Origin of the sequence: Bradyrhizobium sp. SRS-191 (assembly GCF_024586915.1) — a bacterium.
Classification (GTDB): domain Bacteria; phylum Pseudomonadota; class Alphaproteobacteria; order Rhizobiales; family Xanthobacteraceae; genus Bradyrhizobium.
Map to the genome: position 1 here is coordinate 548,949 of NZ_JANBVS010000002.1, position 15,032 is coordinate 563,980.

Here is a 15,032-nt window from a genome sequence, read left to right on the forward strand (position 1 = left end):
GCGGGGCCACGTCTGGCGGGTTGCAACCTCGGTCGGCGGACCGCTTAGGCCTCCTGAACCCGCTCTCGGTTCCCGCGGCGCACTTGCTCGACGGCGCCTCTCATCCAGCCGCGTCGCCCAAAGCCAGCCTGCTTCGCCAATTCAGAAAATAACACTTTCGCTTTTCCGAAAATCATGCTCTACTGCCGGCATCCCGCCTCACTCGGAAGGGGCGTAGCGCGCGATCGTCACGACACGCGAGGCGGGGATGCGATGGCCGCGATGGAGCCGCAGCGTGTTCTCAACGGATGCGCGGACGAACGGCGAGGCCGCGGACGTGAAAGCGTGTGGTCCTGGCGCCCCGAAGCTGGCGCCAAGTTGGCGGGATGACCCCCGCCGACGACGGTGGCTATCAAGCCGGACACCGGGGAGAGCGCGCCATAAGCGTGAAGACCGTCGCGCAGGGAAGGCCGGGTCGTCTCGGCTGCACCTGTGGTACCTGCCGCCTGCATTTTTTCTCGCAGGCGGGCCGCAGGCGTCAGCCGACGCCTGGCCTTCCCTGCGCCCTCCGATGGATGAGGGTGAGACGCTGCAGCATGACTCGGGCAGATTCTGCCGCGGGGCAGCGGACGTATGCGCGTGTGCCGATGAGTTTGCTCCGTTCGCGCCTCATTCTCCGCTGTCGTCCCGGGCAAGCCGCGACGCCGCGTCAGCGGCGGTGTGGCGCCGACCCGGGACCCATAACCCCAGGGAGTAGTTGGCTTGCGCAAGTCCGGCCACCTCGTGTCACCACGTCGGCCGGTGGTTATGGGTCCCGGGTCAAGCCCGGGACGACAACTGTGCTCATGGCGCCGGCATGCGCTCCTGACGCAAAGCTCACCCGTGCACGACGGCCTTCGCGATCATGCAGTGAATGCCCTTCGAGCCGTTGACGGTCTGCGTCACCCTGAGATCCGCCGCGAGGCTGCACAGCGTATACGCGTCCTCGCGCGACAGATTGCGCTTCTCGCCGAGCAGCACGATCATGTCGCGCAGCGCCTTGACCACGCACTGGTCGAGGTCCGGGTCCATCGCCATCGTCATGTAATGCGTGGGCGTTTCGGCGCGCGGATAATCGAATTTGAGATCCTTGCGCACGGTGAGGCGGAAGCGGCCCTGGAGGGCGGTCTCGATCGCGGTGACGCAGACCTCGCCGTCGCCCTGCACGCCGTGGCCGTCGCCGCAGGAGAACAGCGCGCCCGGCACGAACACCGGCAGATAAAGTTTCGCGCCGGCGCCCAGCTCCTTGTTGTCGAGATTGCCGCCCATCGCGCGCGGGATCAGCGAGGTGATACGGCCCCAGGCCGGCGGCGGCGCCGTGCCCATCACGCCGAAGAACGGCGCCAGCGGCAGCTCGAGCCCCCACGGCATCTTGCCGATCATGCGCTCGCGATCGAGCGGGATGTTCATCAGCCGGCTCTCGTGAAAATCGTCGGGCAGGGTGCCAGCCAACGGGCGGATGAAATTGTAGCCCCAGTCCTGGCGCAGCTGCACGTCGAGAATGTCGACCTCCAGCACGTCGCCGACCTCGGCGCCGCGCACCGCCACCGGGCCGGTCAGGATGTGGCCCGGCACCATGCGCTCGCTGCGGGCGTGCACGTCGAACAGCTCCGGCGGCACATGGAATTTGCTGGTATCCGGCACCACGTCGGGTCCGCCGCTGATCGAATCGATCGTGACCTCGTCACCGCTGTCGACCGTCAGCACCGGCTTCAGCCGGGATTCGAAGAAGCCCCAATGGCAGGTCTCGGGGCTGGCGTGCAGATGATGATGAGCCATGATCCTCTCATTCGTGCCGGTTCGGCCGGAAGCATAGCCCATCACATCGCGTTCGCAGAGAGATGGCAACGCATGGCGGCTGTCGTGTATGAGGGCAGCCGTGGCATCTCACCTCGCGCCGGAGCCTGGAATGTTCTTTGTGCTGTCGAAGACGCTCGGCCTGCTGGCGCTGCCGACCAATTTCATGATCGCGCTCGGCCTTCTCGGCGCGCTCCTGATGCTGACGCGGTTTGCCGTGGCGGGACGCAGGCTCGTGGTCACGGCGATGCTGCTGCTGGCGATCGTCGGACTGACGCCGCTCGGCAGCCTGATGCTCCATCCCCTCGAGAGCCGCTTCCCGAAGTGGGACCCGGCCAAGGGCGCGCCGGACGGCATCATCGTGCTTGGCGGTCCCGTCGATTCCGATCTCTCCGTGATGTACGGCATGCCGGTGACGGTCGCGGGCGCCGACCGGGTGATCCAGGCCGCGGTGCTGGCGCGGCGCTATCCGAACGCGCGAATCCTGTTCACGGGCGGCAGCGCCAACCTGATCGCGACCGAGGCCAAGGAGGCCGATGTCGGTGCGGAGATCCTGGAGAGCCTGGGCGTGCCCAAGGAGCGGCTGCTGCTCGAGCGGCAATCGCGCAACACCTACGAGAACGCGATCTTCTCGAAGGCGATGATCGCGCCAAAGCCGGGCGAGCGCTGGCTGTTGGTGACGTCGGCCTACCACATGCCGCGTTCGGTCGGACTGTTCCGGAAGGCGGGCTTCCCGGTCGAACCCTATCCGGTGGATTGGCGCGTTGGCCGTGTGCTCGATGTCGACGGCATCTCGCTGCTCGGCCTGCGCCGCGCCGACATTGCCGTGCGCGAATGGGTCGGCCTCGTGGCCTACCGCCTGCGCGGCCGCACCGACGATCTGTTTCCCGGCCCGACTTAAGGCGTCGGTTTGAAGGCCGCCGCCTTCGCCGCCAGCTCGCCCCGCACGCGCGCGACCACCGGCTCGAAGCGACAGCCGGCATCCTGCCGGAACAGCCGCGCGCTCGGATACCACGGGCTATCCTCTCGGTCGCGCAGCCAGCGCCAGTCGGCGACGTGAGGCAGCATGATCCAGGTCGGCCGCCCCAACGTCGCGGCGAGATGCGCAGTGCTGGTGCAAACGGTCACGACCACGTCGAGGCAGGACATGAGCGCCGCCGTCTCGGCGAAGTCGGTCAGTTCGGCAGTGAAGTCGCGGATGCCGCTCTGCTGCGCGAGCAGCGCCTTGTCCGCGAGCCGCAGCTCTTTCTGCAGGCTGATGAAGTCCGCCTCGACATCGAGCAGCGGCAGCAGGGTCGACAGCGGCATCGAGCGGTTGCCGTCATTGGCCTGGTGCGGGTTGCCGGACCAGACGAGGCCGACGCGCAGCCGGTCGTGCGGTCCGAGCCGCTGCTCCCAGGCCGCGATGCGATCGGCCGGCGGAGGCGGCAGATAGCTGGCGGGCGGAATGGTGGCGAGCGTCGTGCCGAAAGCGAGCGGCAGGCTCATGATCGGGCAATGCCTATCGAAGGCCGGCCGCTGCAGGTCCGGCGTGAAGGCGAGGCACTGCGAGACGCCGTCGATGCCGGCCATCAGCCGCCGCAGCGGCTCGCGCACCACCAGGATCACCTTGGCGCCGCGCGCCGCGACCAGGGGCAGATAGCGCGCGAACTGGATGTTGTCGCCGAAGCCCTCGTCCTCCTCGATCAGGATGGTCTTGCCGGCGATGTCCTCCTTCCCGAGCCATTTAGGCTGAGCGAAGCGCGGATAGTCCGGCGAGAAATCCGGCATCCTCCAGCGCGCCTCGCGGTGTGCCCAGCCGGCTTCGTAGTCGCCGCATTGCAGCTCGACATGGGCGAGCTGCCACTCAGCCTTGGCGTTGTCGGGGTCGATCGCGAGGATCTCGCGGTAGACCGCGGCAGCCGCCTCGAAGCGCGGCAGCTGCAGCAGCGCAAAGCCCTTGTTGTGCAGCACGTCGACGAAGCCCGGCCGCAGCGCCAAGGCCTTGTCGAACCAGACCAGCGCCTCTTCGTTGCGGCGCAGGCGGACGAGGGCATCGCCGAGATTGTTGCAGACGAGCGGATCCGTCGGCGCAAGCGCTTGCGCGCGCTGGCAATCGGCCAGATAGTCGTCGTAACGCTTCATCTCGCGGGCGCAGCGGGCGCGCATCTGCAGCGATTGGAGGTCGTCAGGCTGCTGTGTCAGGCAGACCGTGAAAGCCTGAATGGCTTCCTCATAACGCTGCTGCCCATGCAGCAGCAGGCCGCTCTGGAACGCGGCCTCCCGGTGAACGGGATTGATGGCCAGCGCATGCTGATAGCTCAGCAGTGCTTCCGCGCCGCGATCCTGCGCCAGCAGAACCGCGCCCATGTGCTTCCACAATTCGGCATCGTCGGGCTTGAGCTGGATCGCCTTGTCGAACACGGCGAGCGCATCGTTGAGCCGGCCCATCTGTTTCAGCGTGAAGCCGAGGCTGGTGAGATAGTCGATCTTCGGATTTTGCCGGATCGCCCGCGAGAACCATGCCACGGCGTGGTCGTGCTGCCCCGTCTGCAGTGCGATGATGCCCATCAGCGCCAGGCTGTCGGCGTGGTTCGGGTCGGCCGCCAACGCCTGCTCGCAGCACATCTGCGCGTCGAGCGGGCGGCCGCCGCCGAGATGGAGCATGGCGGCCTCGTACAATGCCGCCGGCGACAGCGGCGGCGCCTTGCCGGGGCCGGGCGTTGCGCTCCTGGCGCCTTTGTTCCGGTCGCTGCGGCTCATCGCTGGATCCTGTCTCGGGATCGAAAATTCATAAGTGATTCCCGTGATATCGAGAAGGATCATGGTAGGGCGGGTGAGCATGGGCGGCGGAGGGGCTGGCCTCCCGCGTCGCGAGCGTCTAACAAGCGCCCCGAAGTCGAACCAGGCCTTTGCAATGACACGCACCGCGGGCTCAGACCGCGCGGCAGGGAGGGAGCGCCATATGCAACAGCCGAACGCCTCCGAACGGCTCGATCTGGCGGCGATGGTCGCCGATCTCAACGCCCTGTTGCGGCTGAAGACGACGGTGATCGGCATCAAGATGTTCGCCCGCGTCGCGGACATGGAGGCGGTCGAGAAGATCCGCCGTCCCACGGCCGTGCACACCACCGACCAGATCGTCAGCATGGCCGCGCGGCTCGGCTGGACCGTCGGCATCACCGGCGACGATCTCGTCGGCGCGCAGTGCCGCGCCGTGATCGGGCTCGGCCCGCAGGACGAGACCTGGTTGAAGGGCGAGGGCTATGTCGGCGTCTGGCACGGCACCGCCGAGGATGCCCGCAAGCGCCAGGAGGCGCTCGACGTCGTGCCGGTCGGCCGCTATCAGGCGATGGTTGTCAGCCCGCTGGCGAGCGGCCGGCTCGATCCGCCGGACATCTGCCTCGTCTATGCGACGCCGGGACAGATGATCATCCTGATCAACGGCCTCCAATATGTCGGCTACAAGAAGTTCGAATGGGGCGTTGTCGGCGAGACCGCCTGCGCCGATTCCTGGGGCCGTGCGCTGAAGACCGGCGAGCCGAGTTTGTCGCTGCCATGCTTTGCCGAGCGCCGCTATGGCGGCGTTCCGGACGAGGAGATGCTGATGGCGTTGAAGCCGTCCGATCTCGCCAAGGCGATCGCCGGCATGAAGCAGCTCGCCAAGAACGGCCTGCGCTATCCCATCGCGCCCTACGGCATCCAGAACGACGTCCGCGCCGGGATGGGCGTGTCGTATGGGAAGAAATGAAACCAAATCCGCCGTCACGGCTGAACTGATCCGCATCGACTTCCAGGAAACGAGAATGACGTCATCCAAATTCGACCTCGTCGTCTACGGCGCAACCGGCTTCACGGGGAAGCTCGTCGCCGAATATCTCGCCACGCAGTATCGCGGCGACACCTCGCTGCGCTGGGCGATGGCCGGCCGCAGCCTGGACAAGCTCGCCGCCGTTCGCGACGAGATCGGCGCGCCGGCCGATACACCGCTGATCGCAGCCGATGCGTCCGATCCGGAGTCGCTGAAGGCGATGGTGGCGCAGACCAGGCTGGTACTCACGACCGTCGGTCCGTATCAGCTCTACGGCAACGAGCTCGTCGCCCTCTGCGCCGAAACCGGTACCGACTATGTCGATCTCTGCGGCGAGCCGGTGTGGATGCGGCAGATGATCGACAGGCATCAGGCTGCCGCCGAAAAGAGCGGGGCGCGCATCGTATTCTCCTGCGGCTTCGATTCCGTCCCGTTCGAGCTCGGCGTCTACTTCGTGCAGCAGCAGGCCAAGAAGGCGCTCGGCGCGCCTGCCGCCCGCGTCAAGGGCCGCGTCCGCGGCATGAGCGGCACGCTGTCGGGCGGCACGGCCGCGAGCGCCAAGGCAACGTTCGATGCGGTCGCCAAGGATCTCAGCCTCGTGTCGATCCTGAAGGATTTCTTCGCGCTGACGCCGGGCTTCAAGGGCCCGAAGCAGCCGGCCGGCAACAAGCCTCTCTATGAGGAGGACCTGCAGTCCTGGACGGCGCCGTTCATGATGGCGCTGATCAACACCCGCAACGTCCACCGCTCCAACATGCTGATGGGTTTCCCGTACGGCCAGGACTTCGTCTACGACGAGATGGTGCTGACCGGACAGGGCGAGAAGGGCGAGGCCAACGCCAAGAAGGTGATGGCGGCGAACGCCGAGAAGACCGGTCCGAACGCGCCGAAGCCGGGCGAGGGCCCCTCCAAGGAGGAGCGCGACAACGGCTACTACAACCTGCTCTTTGTCGCGATCGGCCCCGACGGCCGCCAGGTCCGCGCCACCGTCAAGGGCGACCGCGATCCCGGCTACGGCTCGACCTCGAAGATGATCTCCGAATGCGCCGTCGGCCTGCTGCGCGACGGTGCCAGCGTGAAGGGCGGCTTCTGGACCCCAGGCGCGGCGCTCCAGGACAGCCTGATCAAGCGGCTGGTCGACAATGCCGGGCTGACGTTCACGGTGGAGGATTAAGATGTGGCGTGCGGGCCGGTCGACAATGATCGGCTCGTCTCGGCCTGATGCGCGCGGGTGGCGGCGATCATGCCCCACATCGTGCCAAGCATCAGGAAGAAGTGCCGCCAGTGGTCGGTGTCGATGATGAAGCTTTCGCCGACGGTGCCGAGGAAGGCGGAAAAGACTGCGATGTATGTGCGCTGCCACGGCACGCGCACGAACAGATAGCGGAAGCCGAGAAGGACGGTCGTGAAGACGAGCGCGGGATAGCAGATGCCGGACAGCCAGCCGCCCGACATGAAGGCGTTCAGATAGGAGTTGTGGGTGTCCTCGGGGAAGTAGTTGTGGAACTGCAGCGGTCCGATCCCGAACGGCAGATCGAGCGCCATGTCCGCGCCGAGGATGTGGCGGCCGAACCGGCCGAAACGGCCCTCGTCGTAGCTCTGGTCGAAGCTCGCCCGCTGCTTGAACATGTCGGCGATGGAGTCGATCGAGAGCAGGACGCCGATCAGGAGGATGCCCGCCACGGCGGCCGCGAGCGTCATGACGATGATGCGGGAGCGTTCGCTCCGCGTCTGGCTGGTCAGCACCATCAGCACCAGCATGAAGGCGGCGGTGAGCACGAGGCCGCCCCAGGCCGCGCGGGAGAAGGCGAGCAGGATGGCGAGCGCCATGATGCTGAGCGCGAAGCTCGCGCGCAGGGTTGCGGCGAGGCGGGCGGTGACGACGTTCTGCAGCGCGAGCAGCGCCGGCAGGATCAGGAATGCGCCGAGCACGTTCGGGTCCTTGAACGTGCCGCGCGCGCGGCCATACAGCGTGAGGAGATCATAGCCGCCGGGTACGAGATGAAAATATCCGGCGACGCCCGCGAGGCCGGCAATCGCGCCGCCCATGACGAGGCCGCGCCGGAGCATGTCGAGCCGCGCAGCGGTGTCTTCCGCGGTCACCATGGCCAGCAGCATGGCGGTGACCGCCATGTACCAGGAGGTCGCGATCCAGCTCGCGATCTTGGAATCGCCCAGCAGCGGAACGGCGCTGATCGTGTAGCCGAGATTGACCAGGAAGAGGAGCAGAAGGAGGGGCAGAAAGACGGCGCGCAGCCTGATCCCCGTCGCGATGAAAACCGCGGCGGATGCGAGCGTGGCGAGCTCGTACGGGCTGGGTTCGATGAAGACGATGGCGCCGGACGCACCGATCATCCAGACCAGCGCGCGCTGAAGGGCCGTCACGCCTGGAGGGGCGATCGGCCTCGACGCGAACTCTCCGGCAGCCGCCGTGTACGCCATCACCAACTCACACTCATACGCAACATCAGGCGGGACCGGCCGTACAAACACACGAAGCGGATATGCGTCCGCTCCGGATCCCGGAAATCAGTAAGCGTTCTCGTTCTTGGTCATCAGCGCCAGCGGCGTCTTCAACAGGATGTAGAGATCGAACAGCACGGACCAGTTCTCGATGTAATAGAGGTCGAACTCGACGCGCTTCTGGATCTTCTCCTGGTTGTCGATCTCGCCGCGCCAGCCATTGATCTGCGCCCAGCCGGTGATCCCCGGCTTGACGCGGTGGCGGGCGAAGTAGCCGTCGACGGCCTCGTCGAACATCCGGTTCTGCAGCTTGCCCTGCACCGCATGCGGCCGGGGGCCGACGAGGGAGAGGTTGCCCTTGAACACCACGTTGAACAGCTGAGGCAGCTCGTCGAGGCTGGTCTTGCGGATGAAGCGGCCGACGCGGGTCACGCGCGGATCGTTCTTGGTGACGACCTTGGACGCCGTCGGATCGGCCTGATGATGGTACAACGAGCGGAACTTGAAGACGTCGATGCGCTCGTTGTTGAAGCCGAACCGCTTCTGCCGGAACAGCACCGGTCCCGGGCTGTCGAGCTTGATCGCGAGCGTAACCAGCGCCATCACCGGCAGCGCGAACAGCAGGATGAGGCCGCCGACCAGCCGGTCGAACAGCAGTTTCATCACGAGGTCCCAATCCGTGATCGGCGCCTCGAAGACATCGAGCGTCGGAACGGCCCCGAGATAGGAATAGGAGCGGGGGCGGAAGCGGAGCTTGTTGGTATGGGCCGAGAGGCGGATGTCGACCGGCAGCACCCACAGCTTCTTCAGCATGTCGAGGATGCGCGTCTCCGCCGAGATCGGCAACGCGAACAGCACGAGATCGACGCGGGTGCGGCGGGCGAACTCGACGATGTCGTCGACCTTGCCGAGCTTGGGCGCGCCGGCGCAGGTATCGAGCGCACGGGAGTCGTTGCGGTCATCGAACACGCCAAGAATTTCGATCTCGGAATCATCCTGCGCCTTCAGCGCGCGCACCAGGTCTTCGCCGCTTTGGTCGGCGCCGACGATGATGGTGCGCCGATCGAGCCGACCTTGCCGGGCCCAACTACGGATCATGTTGCGCAGCACGACGCGGCTCGCGACCAGCGCGCCCAGCCCGATGAAGAAGAACGCCGCCAGCCACAGCCGGGAGACTTCGCTGCCGATCTTGGCGAAGAAGGACAGGCCGATGAACAGCAGGAACACGAAGCAGTAGGAGGAGATCATCCGGGTCATCTGCCGCACCTGGGCGCGGAAGACCTGGATTTGGTAGATGTCGGCGGCTTGGAAGCAGACCACCGCGCTCACGGCCAGGCCAAGAATGGCAACGAGATACTCCCAATGGAAGCCGCTGAGCGGAACGACGTAGCCGAAGTAAACGAGGCTGCCGACGATGCTCAGCAGCATGAAGTCCGTGATGCGCACGACTCCGGCGAGAACGATTGGAGAGTAGGCGCGGTGAACCTTCTGATTGGCCACAGCGAGGGCGGCCGGCGACAGGCGGCGGCGCCGTTCAATGGCCGGCTGTCCGGCCGCGGCAGTCGATGCGGCCGTGGCGGCGGCAGCATCCAACATCGAGCGAGCGTTGATCGGTTCCACAGTCGTACAAGCCCGGATTATGTTTGTTAGTATTTTTGGTCATGTAAGCGCTGAAAGCGCCGGGGGGAATTCCCCACCGGCGGGATTAATTGGTAAATCGGAAGAAACGGTTAGCGATGGTAAATGACGTCAGGTCTTGGTAAATGCTTCGCGGTAGCTGTCGAGCACGCCCTCGACCATCGCCTTCTGCGAAAAATGCTGGAAGACCCGTTCGCGCAGCGCCTTGGCGCGCAGCTGCGCAGTGGCGGGATCGTCGAGCGTGGCTGCGATGGCATCCGCCATGGCGACGGCGTTGCCCGGCATGAACAGCGCCTCGCTGTGCGGCCCGAATATCTCCGGGATGCCACCAATCCTCGCCGCGATCATCGGAACGCCGGCAGCGCCGGCTTCGATCACCACATAGGGCATGGAGTCGCCGCGTGAGGGCACGACGAGCAGGCGGCCCTTGGAAAATCCGTCACGGGCTTTCACATGTCCGATGAAGCGCACCGCAGCCGTCAAACCCAGACGCTCGACCTGGGCTTTCAGCCGGGGCAGCTCTTCGCCATCGCCGCCCAGCGTGAGCGTCAGCGCCCGGCCGCGACCGCGCAGTTGGGCCACGGCATCGATCAGAAGATCGGCGCCCTTGATGTGTCGGAACTCGCCGACATAAGCGAGATCGGTCTGATCCGCGGCCGCCGTGACGGGATCGAATTCGCCGGCGGTGACGCCGTTGAAGACGCAGTGAACGAGGCCCTGGGGGTGGCCGATCATGCGCTCATAGGTGTCGCGGGCGAACACGCTCTCGAACAGGAAAAGGTCGGTGCGGTTCATCAGCGCCCGTTCGAGCCGTCCGTAGAGTGCGCCCTTCAGCGTGTTGCGCGGATAGTGCAGGGAGCCGCCGTGAGGCGTATAGATGCGGATTGTGCCGGGCCGATGCGGAAGCAGGCGGACGAACGCGCCGGCTTTGGCGCCATGACCGTGCAGCACGTCCGGATCGATGTTGCGCGCCAGCCGAGAAAACCGGCTCAGGGCCACGACGTCCGTTGGCCAGGGCTCGCGATGAATGGCGATGCGATGAACGCCGAGCCTCAGGCGCGGCGCGATCTGCGCCAGCGCGGCATCCGCGCGCTCCCCGCCGGTCAGGCTGTCCGCGACGATGCCGACATCGTGCCCACGATCGACCTGACCGTTCGCAAGGTCGAGAATGTGACGGAAGATGCCGCCGACCGGAGCCCGGACGGCATGAAGGATCTTCAACGGCTTGTCAGGAGATGGGACCATGTCGCGCTCGTCAGCGCCGTCGGCTGTGACCTGCCAGGCGCCGCTGCGGGAGCTGATCTGACGACTGGCGGATAGAGGAAGCACGGGCGCCTCTCGTCTCATTCCTGTTATAACCTCCACTCGATAGATGATTGATGATTAACAAAGTCTCACCCGCCGCACTTCGATCCTTCGCTCGGTGCGAAATTGTGACGATCTGGCGCAAGCCGAGCTCAACTCCAAAGTCAGGATCTCCCATGTTTGCTGCAAGGATCGCTGGATGGTTTTTCGGTTAACCCGTCAGCAACCTTAATGGAGTGTAATTGTACCACGTATGGTGGCGGCGTGGCGTAGATCCCGCGGGAGTGGATGATGCAGTTGGCGTTCTGGCGTGCCGGCAGGAAGAAGAAGGGGGCTGATGAGGCTTCCATTCCGCCTGTTAGAAGCTCGTCGTCTTCGGCCGAGCCCGTCGCGTCCGGCGATCTCGACATCCGGCTGATCGGTCGCGCTTTGGCGCGAAAACGCGGTTTCATTCTGCTGCCGACGCTGCTTGCATTGGGCCTTGCGGTCACGGCGGTCAACATGATCACGCCGCGCTACAAGTCCGAAGCGCGCATCCTGATCGACGGCCGCGAGAACGTGTTTCTGCGTCCGAACAGCGAGCGTGTCGAAGAACGCCAGGCGCTCGACGCCGAGGCCGTGACGAGCCAGGTGCAACTGGTGCTGTCGCGCGACTTGGCTCGCGACATCATCAGGAAGAACAAGCTCAACGAGCTGCCGGAGTTCGATTCCGTCTTGCGCGGCATCTCGCCGCTGAAGTCGATTGCCGCGATGCTCGGGCTGGTCAGGGATCCCTTGGCCATGACGCCGGACGAGCGTGTCATGGACGCCTATTATGAGCGGCTGACCGTTTACGCCGTAGACAAGTCGCGCGTTCTCGTCGTCGAATTCCAGTCGCAGGACCCGGATCTCGCTGCCCAGGTCGCCAACTCCATTGCCGACGGCTACCTCGTCGTTCAGCAGAATGCGCGCCAGGCTCAGGCGAGGTCGGCAAGCCAGTGGCTGGCCGGGGAGATTCAGAGCCTGCGCAAGAAGGTCGAAGAGGCTGAGTCCCGGGTCGAGGAGTTCCGTGCCAAGTCGAATTCGTTCATGGGCACCAACAACACCTCGCTCTCCAACCAGCAGATGGGCGAGACCAGCACCCAGCTCAACAATGCACGGGCATTGAAGTCGGACGCCGAGACCAAGGCGCGACTGATCCGCGAGATGCTGCAGAGCGGCCAGCCGATCGAAGCCTCCGAGGTCCTCAACTCCGAGCTGATGCGGCGACTGTCCGAGCAGCGCGTGAATCTGCGCGCGCAGCTGGCCGAGCAGTCGTCGACGCTGCTCGACAACCATCCCCGCATCAAGGAGCTGAAGGCCCAGCTGGCCGACCTCGACCGGCAGATCCGCGACGAGGCCGGCAAGATCTCGCGCTCGCTCGACAGCGACGCGCGCATCGCCGAGGGGCGGGTGCAGATGCTGACCCAGAATCTGGAGCAGGCCAAGAAGCAGGCCTCTTCCACCAATGGCGAGGACGTCAAGCTGCGGGCGCTGGAGCGTGAGGCGAAGGCGCAGCGCGACCTGCTCGAGTCGTATCTTGCCAAATATCGCGAAGCCAATACCCGCGAGTCGCTCGACACGCCGCCGGCGGAAGGGCGGATCATTTCGCGGGCCGTGGTGTCGAACACGCCGGCCTATCCGAAGAAGCTGCCGATCGTGTTGATCGCGACGCTGGCCACGCTGATGCTCACCTCGGGCGTCGTCATCACCGGAGAGCTGCTGCGCCTCACCGCGCCGCGCGCGGCCTCGGTCGCGCCGGGCGTCGCCGAAGCTGCGCCAGCAGCGCGGATCGAGCCGGTGATGGCTGCGCCGACGCCGGCGGCCGCGGCCGCCCCGGCTGTCCCCGAACCCGTTGCAATGGTCTCTCCTGTCGCCGCCCAGATCGTTCCCCCGACACCGGGGCCCGTCGCTCTGCCACCTGCCGGCGCTTCGCCGCCGGCTGCCCCAGCCGCAGAGCCGGCCAAGCCAGCGCCGCCGCCGTTGGGCGAGCTGGACCAGCTCGCTGCCAGCCTGCTCGCCGCGGGAGAGGGCGCCCGCAAGATCACCGTGCTCGGTACGGCGGGCAGCGAGGCGGTCACTGCGACTGCCTTGTCGATCGCCCGCAGCATGGCCCGCGACGCCCGGGTGGTGCTCGTCGATCTCGCCGGGCGTCCGCAACTGCTCGCCAGCCTCTCGGTCGATCCGGCCGCGCCCGGGCTGATCGAGCTCATGCTGGGCGAGGCGACGTTCGCGTCCATCATCACCAAGGACCAGGCCTCGCGGCTGCATCTCGTCAATGCCGGCCGTCCCGGTGCCGATCGCAACCAGCTGCAGTCGCCGCGGCTCGCGCTTGCGATCGACGCGCTGCTGCGGGTCTATGACCACGTGCTGCTCGACGCCGGCAACGCCTCCGACCTGCCGGCCGAGTTGCTGACGACGGCAGCGCGCGCCATCGTCGTGCCCGATCCCGCCATGCCTGCCGAAGCGCGCGGCCAGATGAGCGAGCAGCTGCGCGAGGTCGGCTTCGGCGCCGTCGCCATGCTGAAGGCGCCGGTCGGCAGTGCCAACCACAACCAGCCGGGCCCGCGCGGCGTCGCCGCCTAATCCTCGTCCTTCGCGGCGCCCGTCCGCGGCTGCAGCGCGCCGCGGAGACGCTGCGCGAGGCGGAACAGGGCGGGGCTGTGCTTGACGGCGTGCTTCGCCCGCCCGACCGCAGCCATGGCGCTCGCGGCGACCCGGCCACGTGCGGTGAGTGGGATGAAGCTGTCGAAGATCGGCTCGTCGTCCTTGCAGAACACCCGCTTGTAGTCGTCCAAGCCGATGCCGAGATCGAGCGCGCGAAAATCCCGTTGCGCATAGTGATCGATGATGGAGCGCATCAGGATCAGCCCGGGGCTCCAGCGCGCATTCTCCGACAGCGTGTAGGTGTTGAACATCATCGAGAAGCGCGCCCCGTCCGCGACGCCGGCGAACAGCGCGATGATCTCGGCGTCGCAACGCAATGCATGAATCTCGATGGCGCGACGACCGCAGCCGAGCCTGGCCATGCAGGCGTGCCGCACGAAGGCTTCGACGCCCGGCTCGGCGAACACGTTCGGCAGCTTCTGCTCGGCCATGCGGATCGGCTTGGTGCGGAAGAACCAGTCCAGCATCTCGCCGACCTCGGCGTCGCTGTCGGCGATCATGTAGCGATAGCCGGGCAGCGCCTGCAGCTTCTTCTCCTTGCTCTTCAGCCGCTTGCGAAACGAGTTCGACAGCAGCGCCGTCGGTGCGGCGCCCGGCGGCATCAGCAGCACCGGGCAGTCGTTCACCGATGGCTGGTGCGGCCACTGCGCCAGGGGATTGGCGAGGTCGCGCCAGCGCATCGGCTGCTGCGACAGCGCAAGCACGTCGACACCGCCGTGATCGCGCAAACCCGCGAGCACAACGTCGAGATCGCCGGCGTCCGCGCGCGCGGCGAAGTCGCGGTCCATCAGCGGCATGTTGAAGGTCGTGTGCTTGCCGCCCATGAAGGAGGCGACGCGGACGCCGAAGGCGTTGCGCAGCGCCAGCGGCAGCAGCATCAGGGGACGCTGCTCGGCATCGCGCCCGACGACGATGAACGGCAACGCATGCTCGCTCGCGCCGACGGCGCGTTGCCAGGCGCCGAGCAGATCGATGCGCTGATAGGGCGTCGAGACATGCTCGGGAGATTCGAGCGCGCGCCAGACCGGATCTGCGGCGGCGAGGTCGGAGATGATGTCGACGTCAGCGATTTCCGACATCAGCTTTTGCACGGGCGCCTGCGCCGTCCGGCTCTCGATCACGGCGGCCATGGTCATCGCGCTGCTCGCGTTGTCGTGGAGGATGTCTTGGAGTGGAGGATGTCTTGGAATTTTGTTGCTTGGCGTCGAGGGACCCTCGCAAAGAAGTCTCAACAAAAGGTAATGGCAATGATCTCGTCCCAAATCGGGAAAGGCTGACGAAAAGACCTGTTCAAACCGGCATCTGCCACCCGATCTTAAGAGGAAATGTTCTTAAA

Annotated in this window: 10 protein-coding genes; 4 read left to right on the forward strand and 6 right to left on the reverse strand. The window is 66.1% G+C overall.

The features are described from left to right. Nucleotides 1–855: 855 nt before the first annotated feature. Complete coding sequence (locus tag NLR35_RS06335; RefSeq protein WP_257165683.1) at nucleotides 856–1,797, reverse strand: acetamidase/formamidase family protein; 942 nt, start codon at nucleotides 1,795–1,797, stop codon at nucleotides 856–858. A gap of 130 nt (nucleotides 1,798–1,927) precedes the next feature. Between NLR35_RS06335 and NLR35_RS06340 the strand changes: the two genes are divergently transcribed. Then, a complete protein-coding gene (locus tag NLR35_RS06340; RefSeq protein WP_257165684.1) occupies nucleotides 1,928–2,716 on the forward strand; it encodes a YdcF family protein in 789 nt (262 codons plus the stop codon). Here NLR35_RS06340 and NLR35_RS06345 read toward each other — a convergent pair. Continuing rightward, entirely contained in the window at nucleotides 2,713–4,557 is a 1,845-nt protein-coding gene (locus tag NLR35_RS06345; RefSeq protein WP_257165685.1) for a tetratricopeptide repeat protein, read from the reverse strand. The genes NLR35_RS06340 and NLR35_RS06345 overlap by 4 nt on opposite strands. Nucleotides 4,558–4,759: 202 nt before the next feature. Here NLR35_RS06345 and NLR35_RS06350 point away from each other — a divergent pair, with 202 nt between their 5' ends. Next, entirely contained in the window at nucleotides 4,760–5,545 is a 786-nt protein-coding gene (locus NLR35_RS06350) for a DUF169 domain-containing protein (protein ID WP_257165686.1), read from the forward strand. Between the two features lie 55 nt (nucleotides 5,546–5,600). Beyond that, nucleotides 5,601–6,779 carry a trans-acting enoyl reductase family protein gene (locus NLR35_RS06355; RefSeq protein WP_257165687.1) on the forward strand — a complete coding sequence of 393 codons (1,179 nt, stop codon included), beginning with the start codon at nucleotides 5,601–5,603 and terminating at the stop codon, nucleotides 6,777–6,779. Here NLR35_RS06355 and NLR35_RS06360 read toward each other — a convergent pair. The 3 genes from NLR35_RS06360 to NLR35_RS06370 all read right to left on the reverse strand — a co-directional run bounded on the left by NLR35_RS06360 (nucleotide 6,776) and on the right by NLR35_RS06370 (nucleotide 10,951). Continuing rightward, nucleotides 6,776–8,047, reverse strand: a complete 1,272-nt coding sequence (locus NLR35_RS06360; RefSeq protein WP_257165688.1) for an O-antigen ligase — start codon at nucleotides 8,045–8,047, stop codon at nucleotides 6,776–6,778. The two genes, NLR35_RS06355 and NLR35_RS06360, sit on opposite strands and share 4 nt — an antisense overlap. Before the next feature lie 87 nt (nucleotides 8,048–8,134). After that, nucleotides 8,135–9,664, reverse strand: a complete 1,530-nt coding sequence (locus NLR35_RS06365) for an undecaprenyl-phosphate glucose phosphotransferase (protein WP_257165689.1) — start codon at nucleotides 9,662–9,664, stop codon at nucleotides 8,135–8,137. A 153-nt stretch (nucleotides 9,665–9,817) separates the two neighbouring features. Beyond that, nucleotides 9,818–10,951, reverse strand: a complete 1,134-nt coding sequence (locus tag NLR35_RS06370; RefSeq protein WP_257165690.1) for a glycosyltransferase family 4 protein — start codon at nucleotides 10,949–10,951, stop codon at nucleotides 9,818–9,820. A 351-nt stretch (nucleotides 10,952–11,302) separates the two neighbouring features. Between NLR35_RS06370 and NLR35_RS06375 the strand changes: the two genes are divergently transcribed. Further along, a complete protein-coding gene (locus tag NLR35_RS06375; RefSeq protein WP_257165691.1) occupies nucleotides 11,303–13,615 on the forward strand; it encodes an exopolysaccharide transport family protein in 2,313 nt (770 codons plus the stop codon). Here the strand turns inward: NLR35_RS06375 and NLR35_RS06380 are convergent. Continuing rightward, a complete protein-coding gene (locus NLR35_RS06380; protein ID WP_257165692.1) occupies nucleotides 13,612–14,832 on the reverse strand; it encodes a GNAT family N-acetyltransferase in 1,221 nt (406 codons plus the stop codon). The two genes, NLR35_RS06375 and NLR35_RS06380, sit on opposite strands and share 4 nt — an antisense overlap. Nucleotides 14,833–15,032 lie beyond the last annotated feature (200 nt).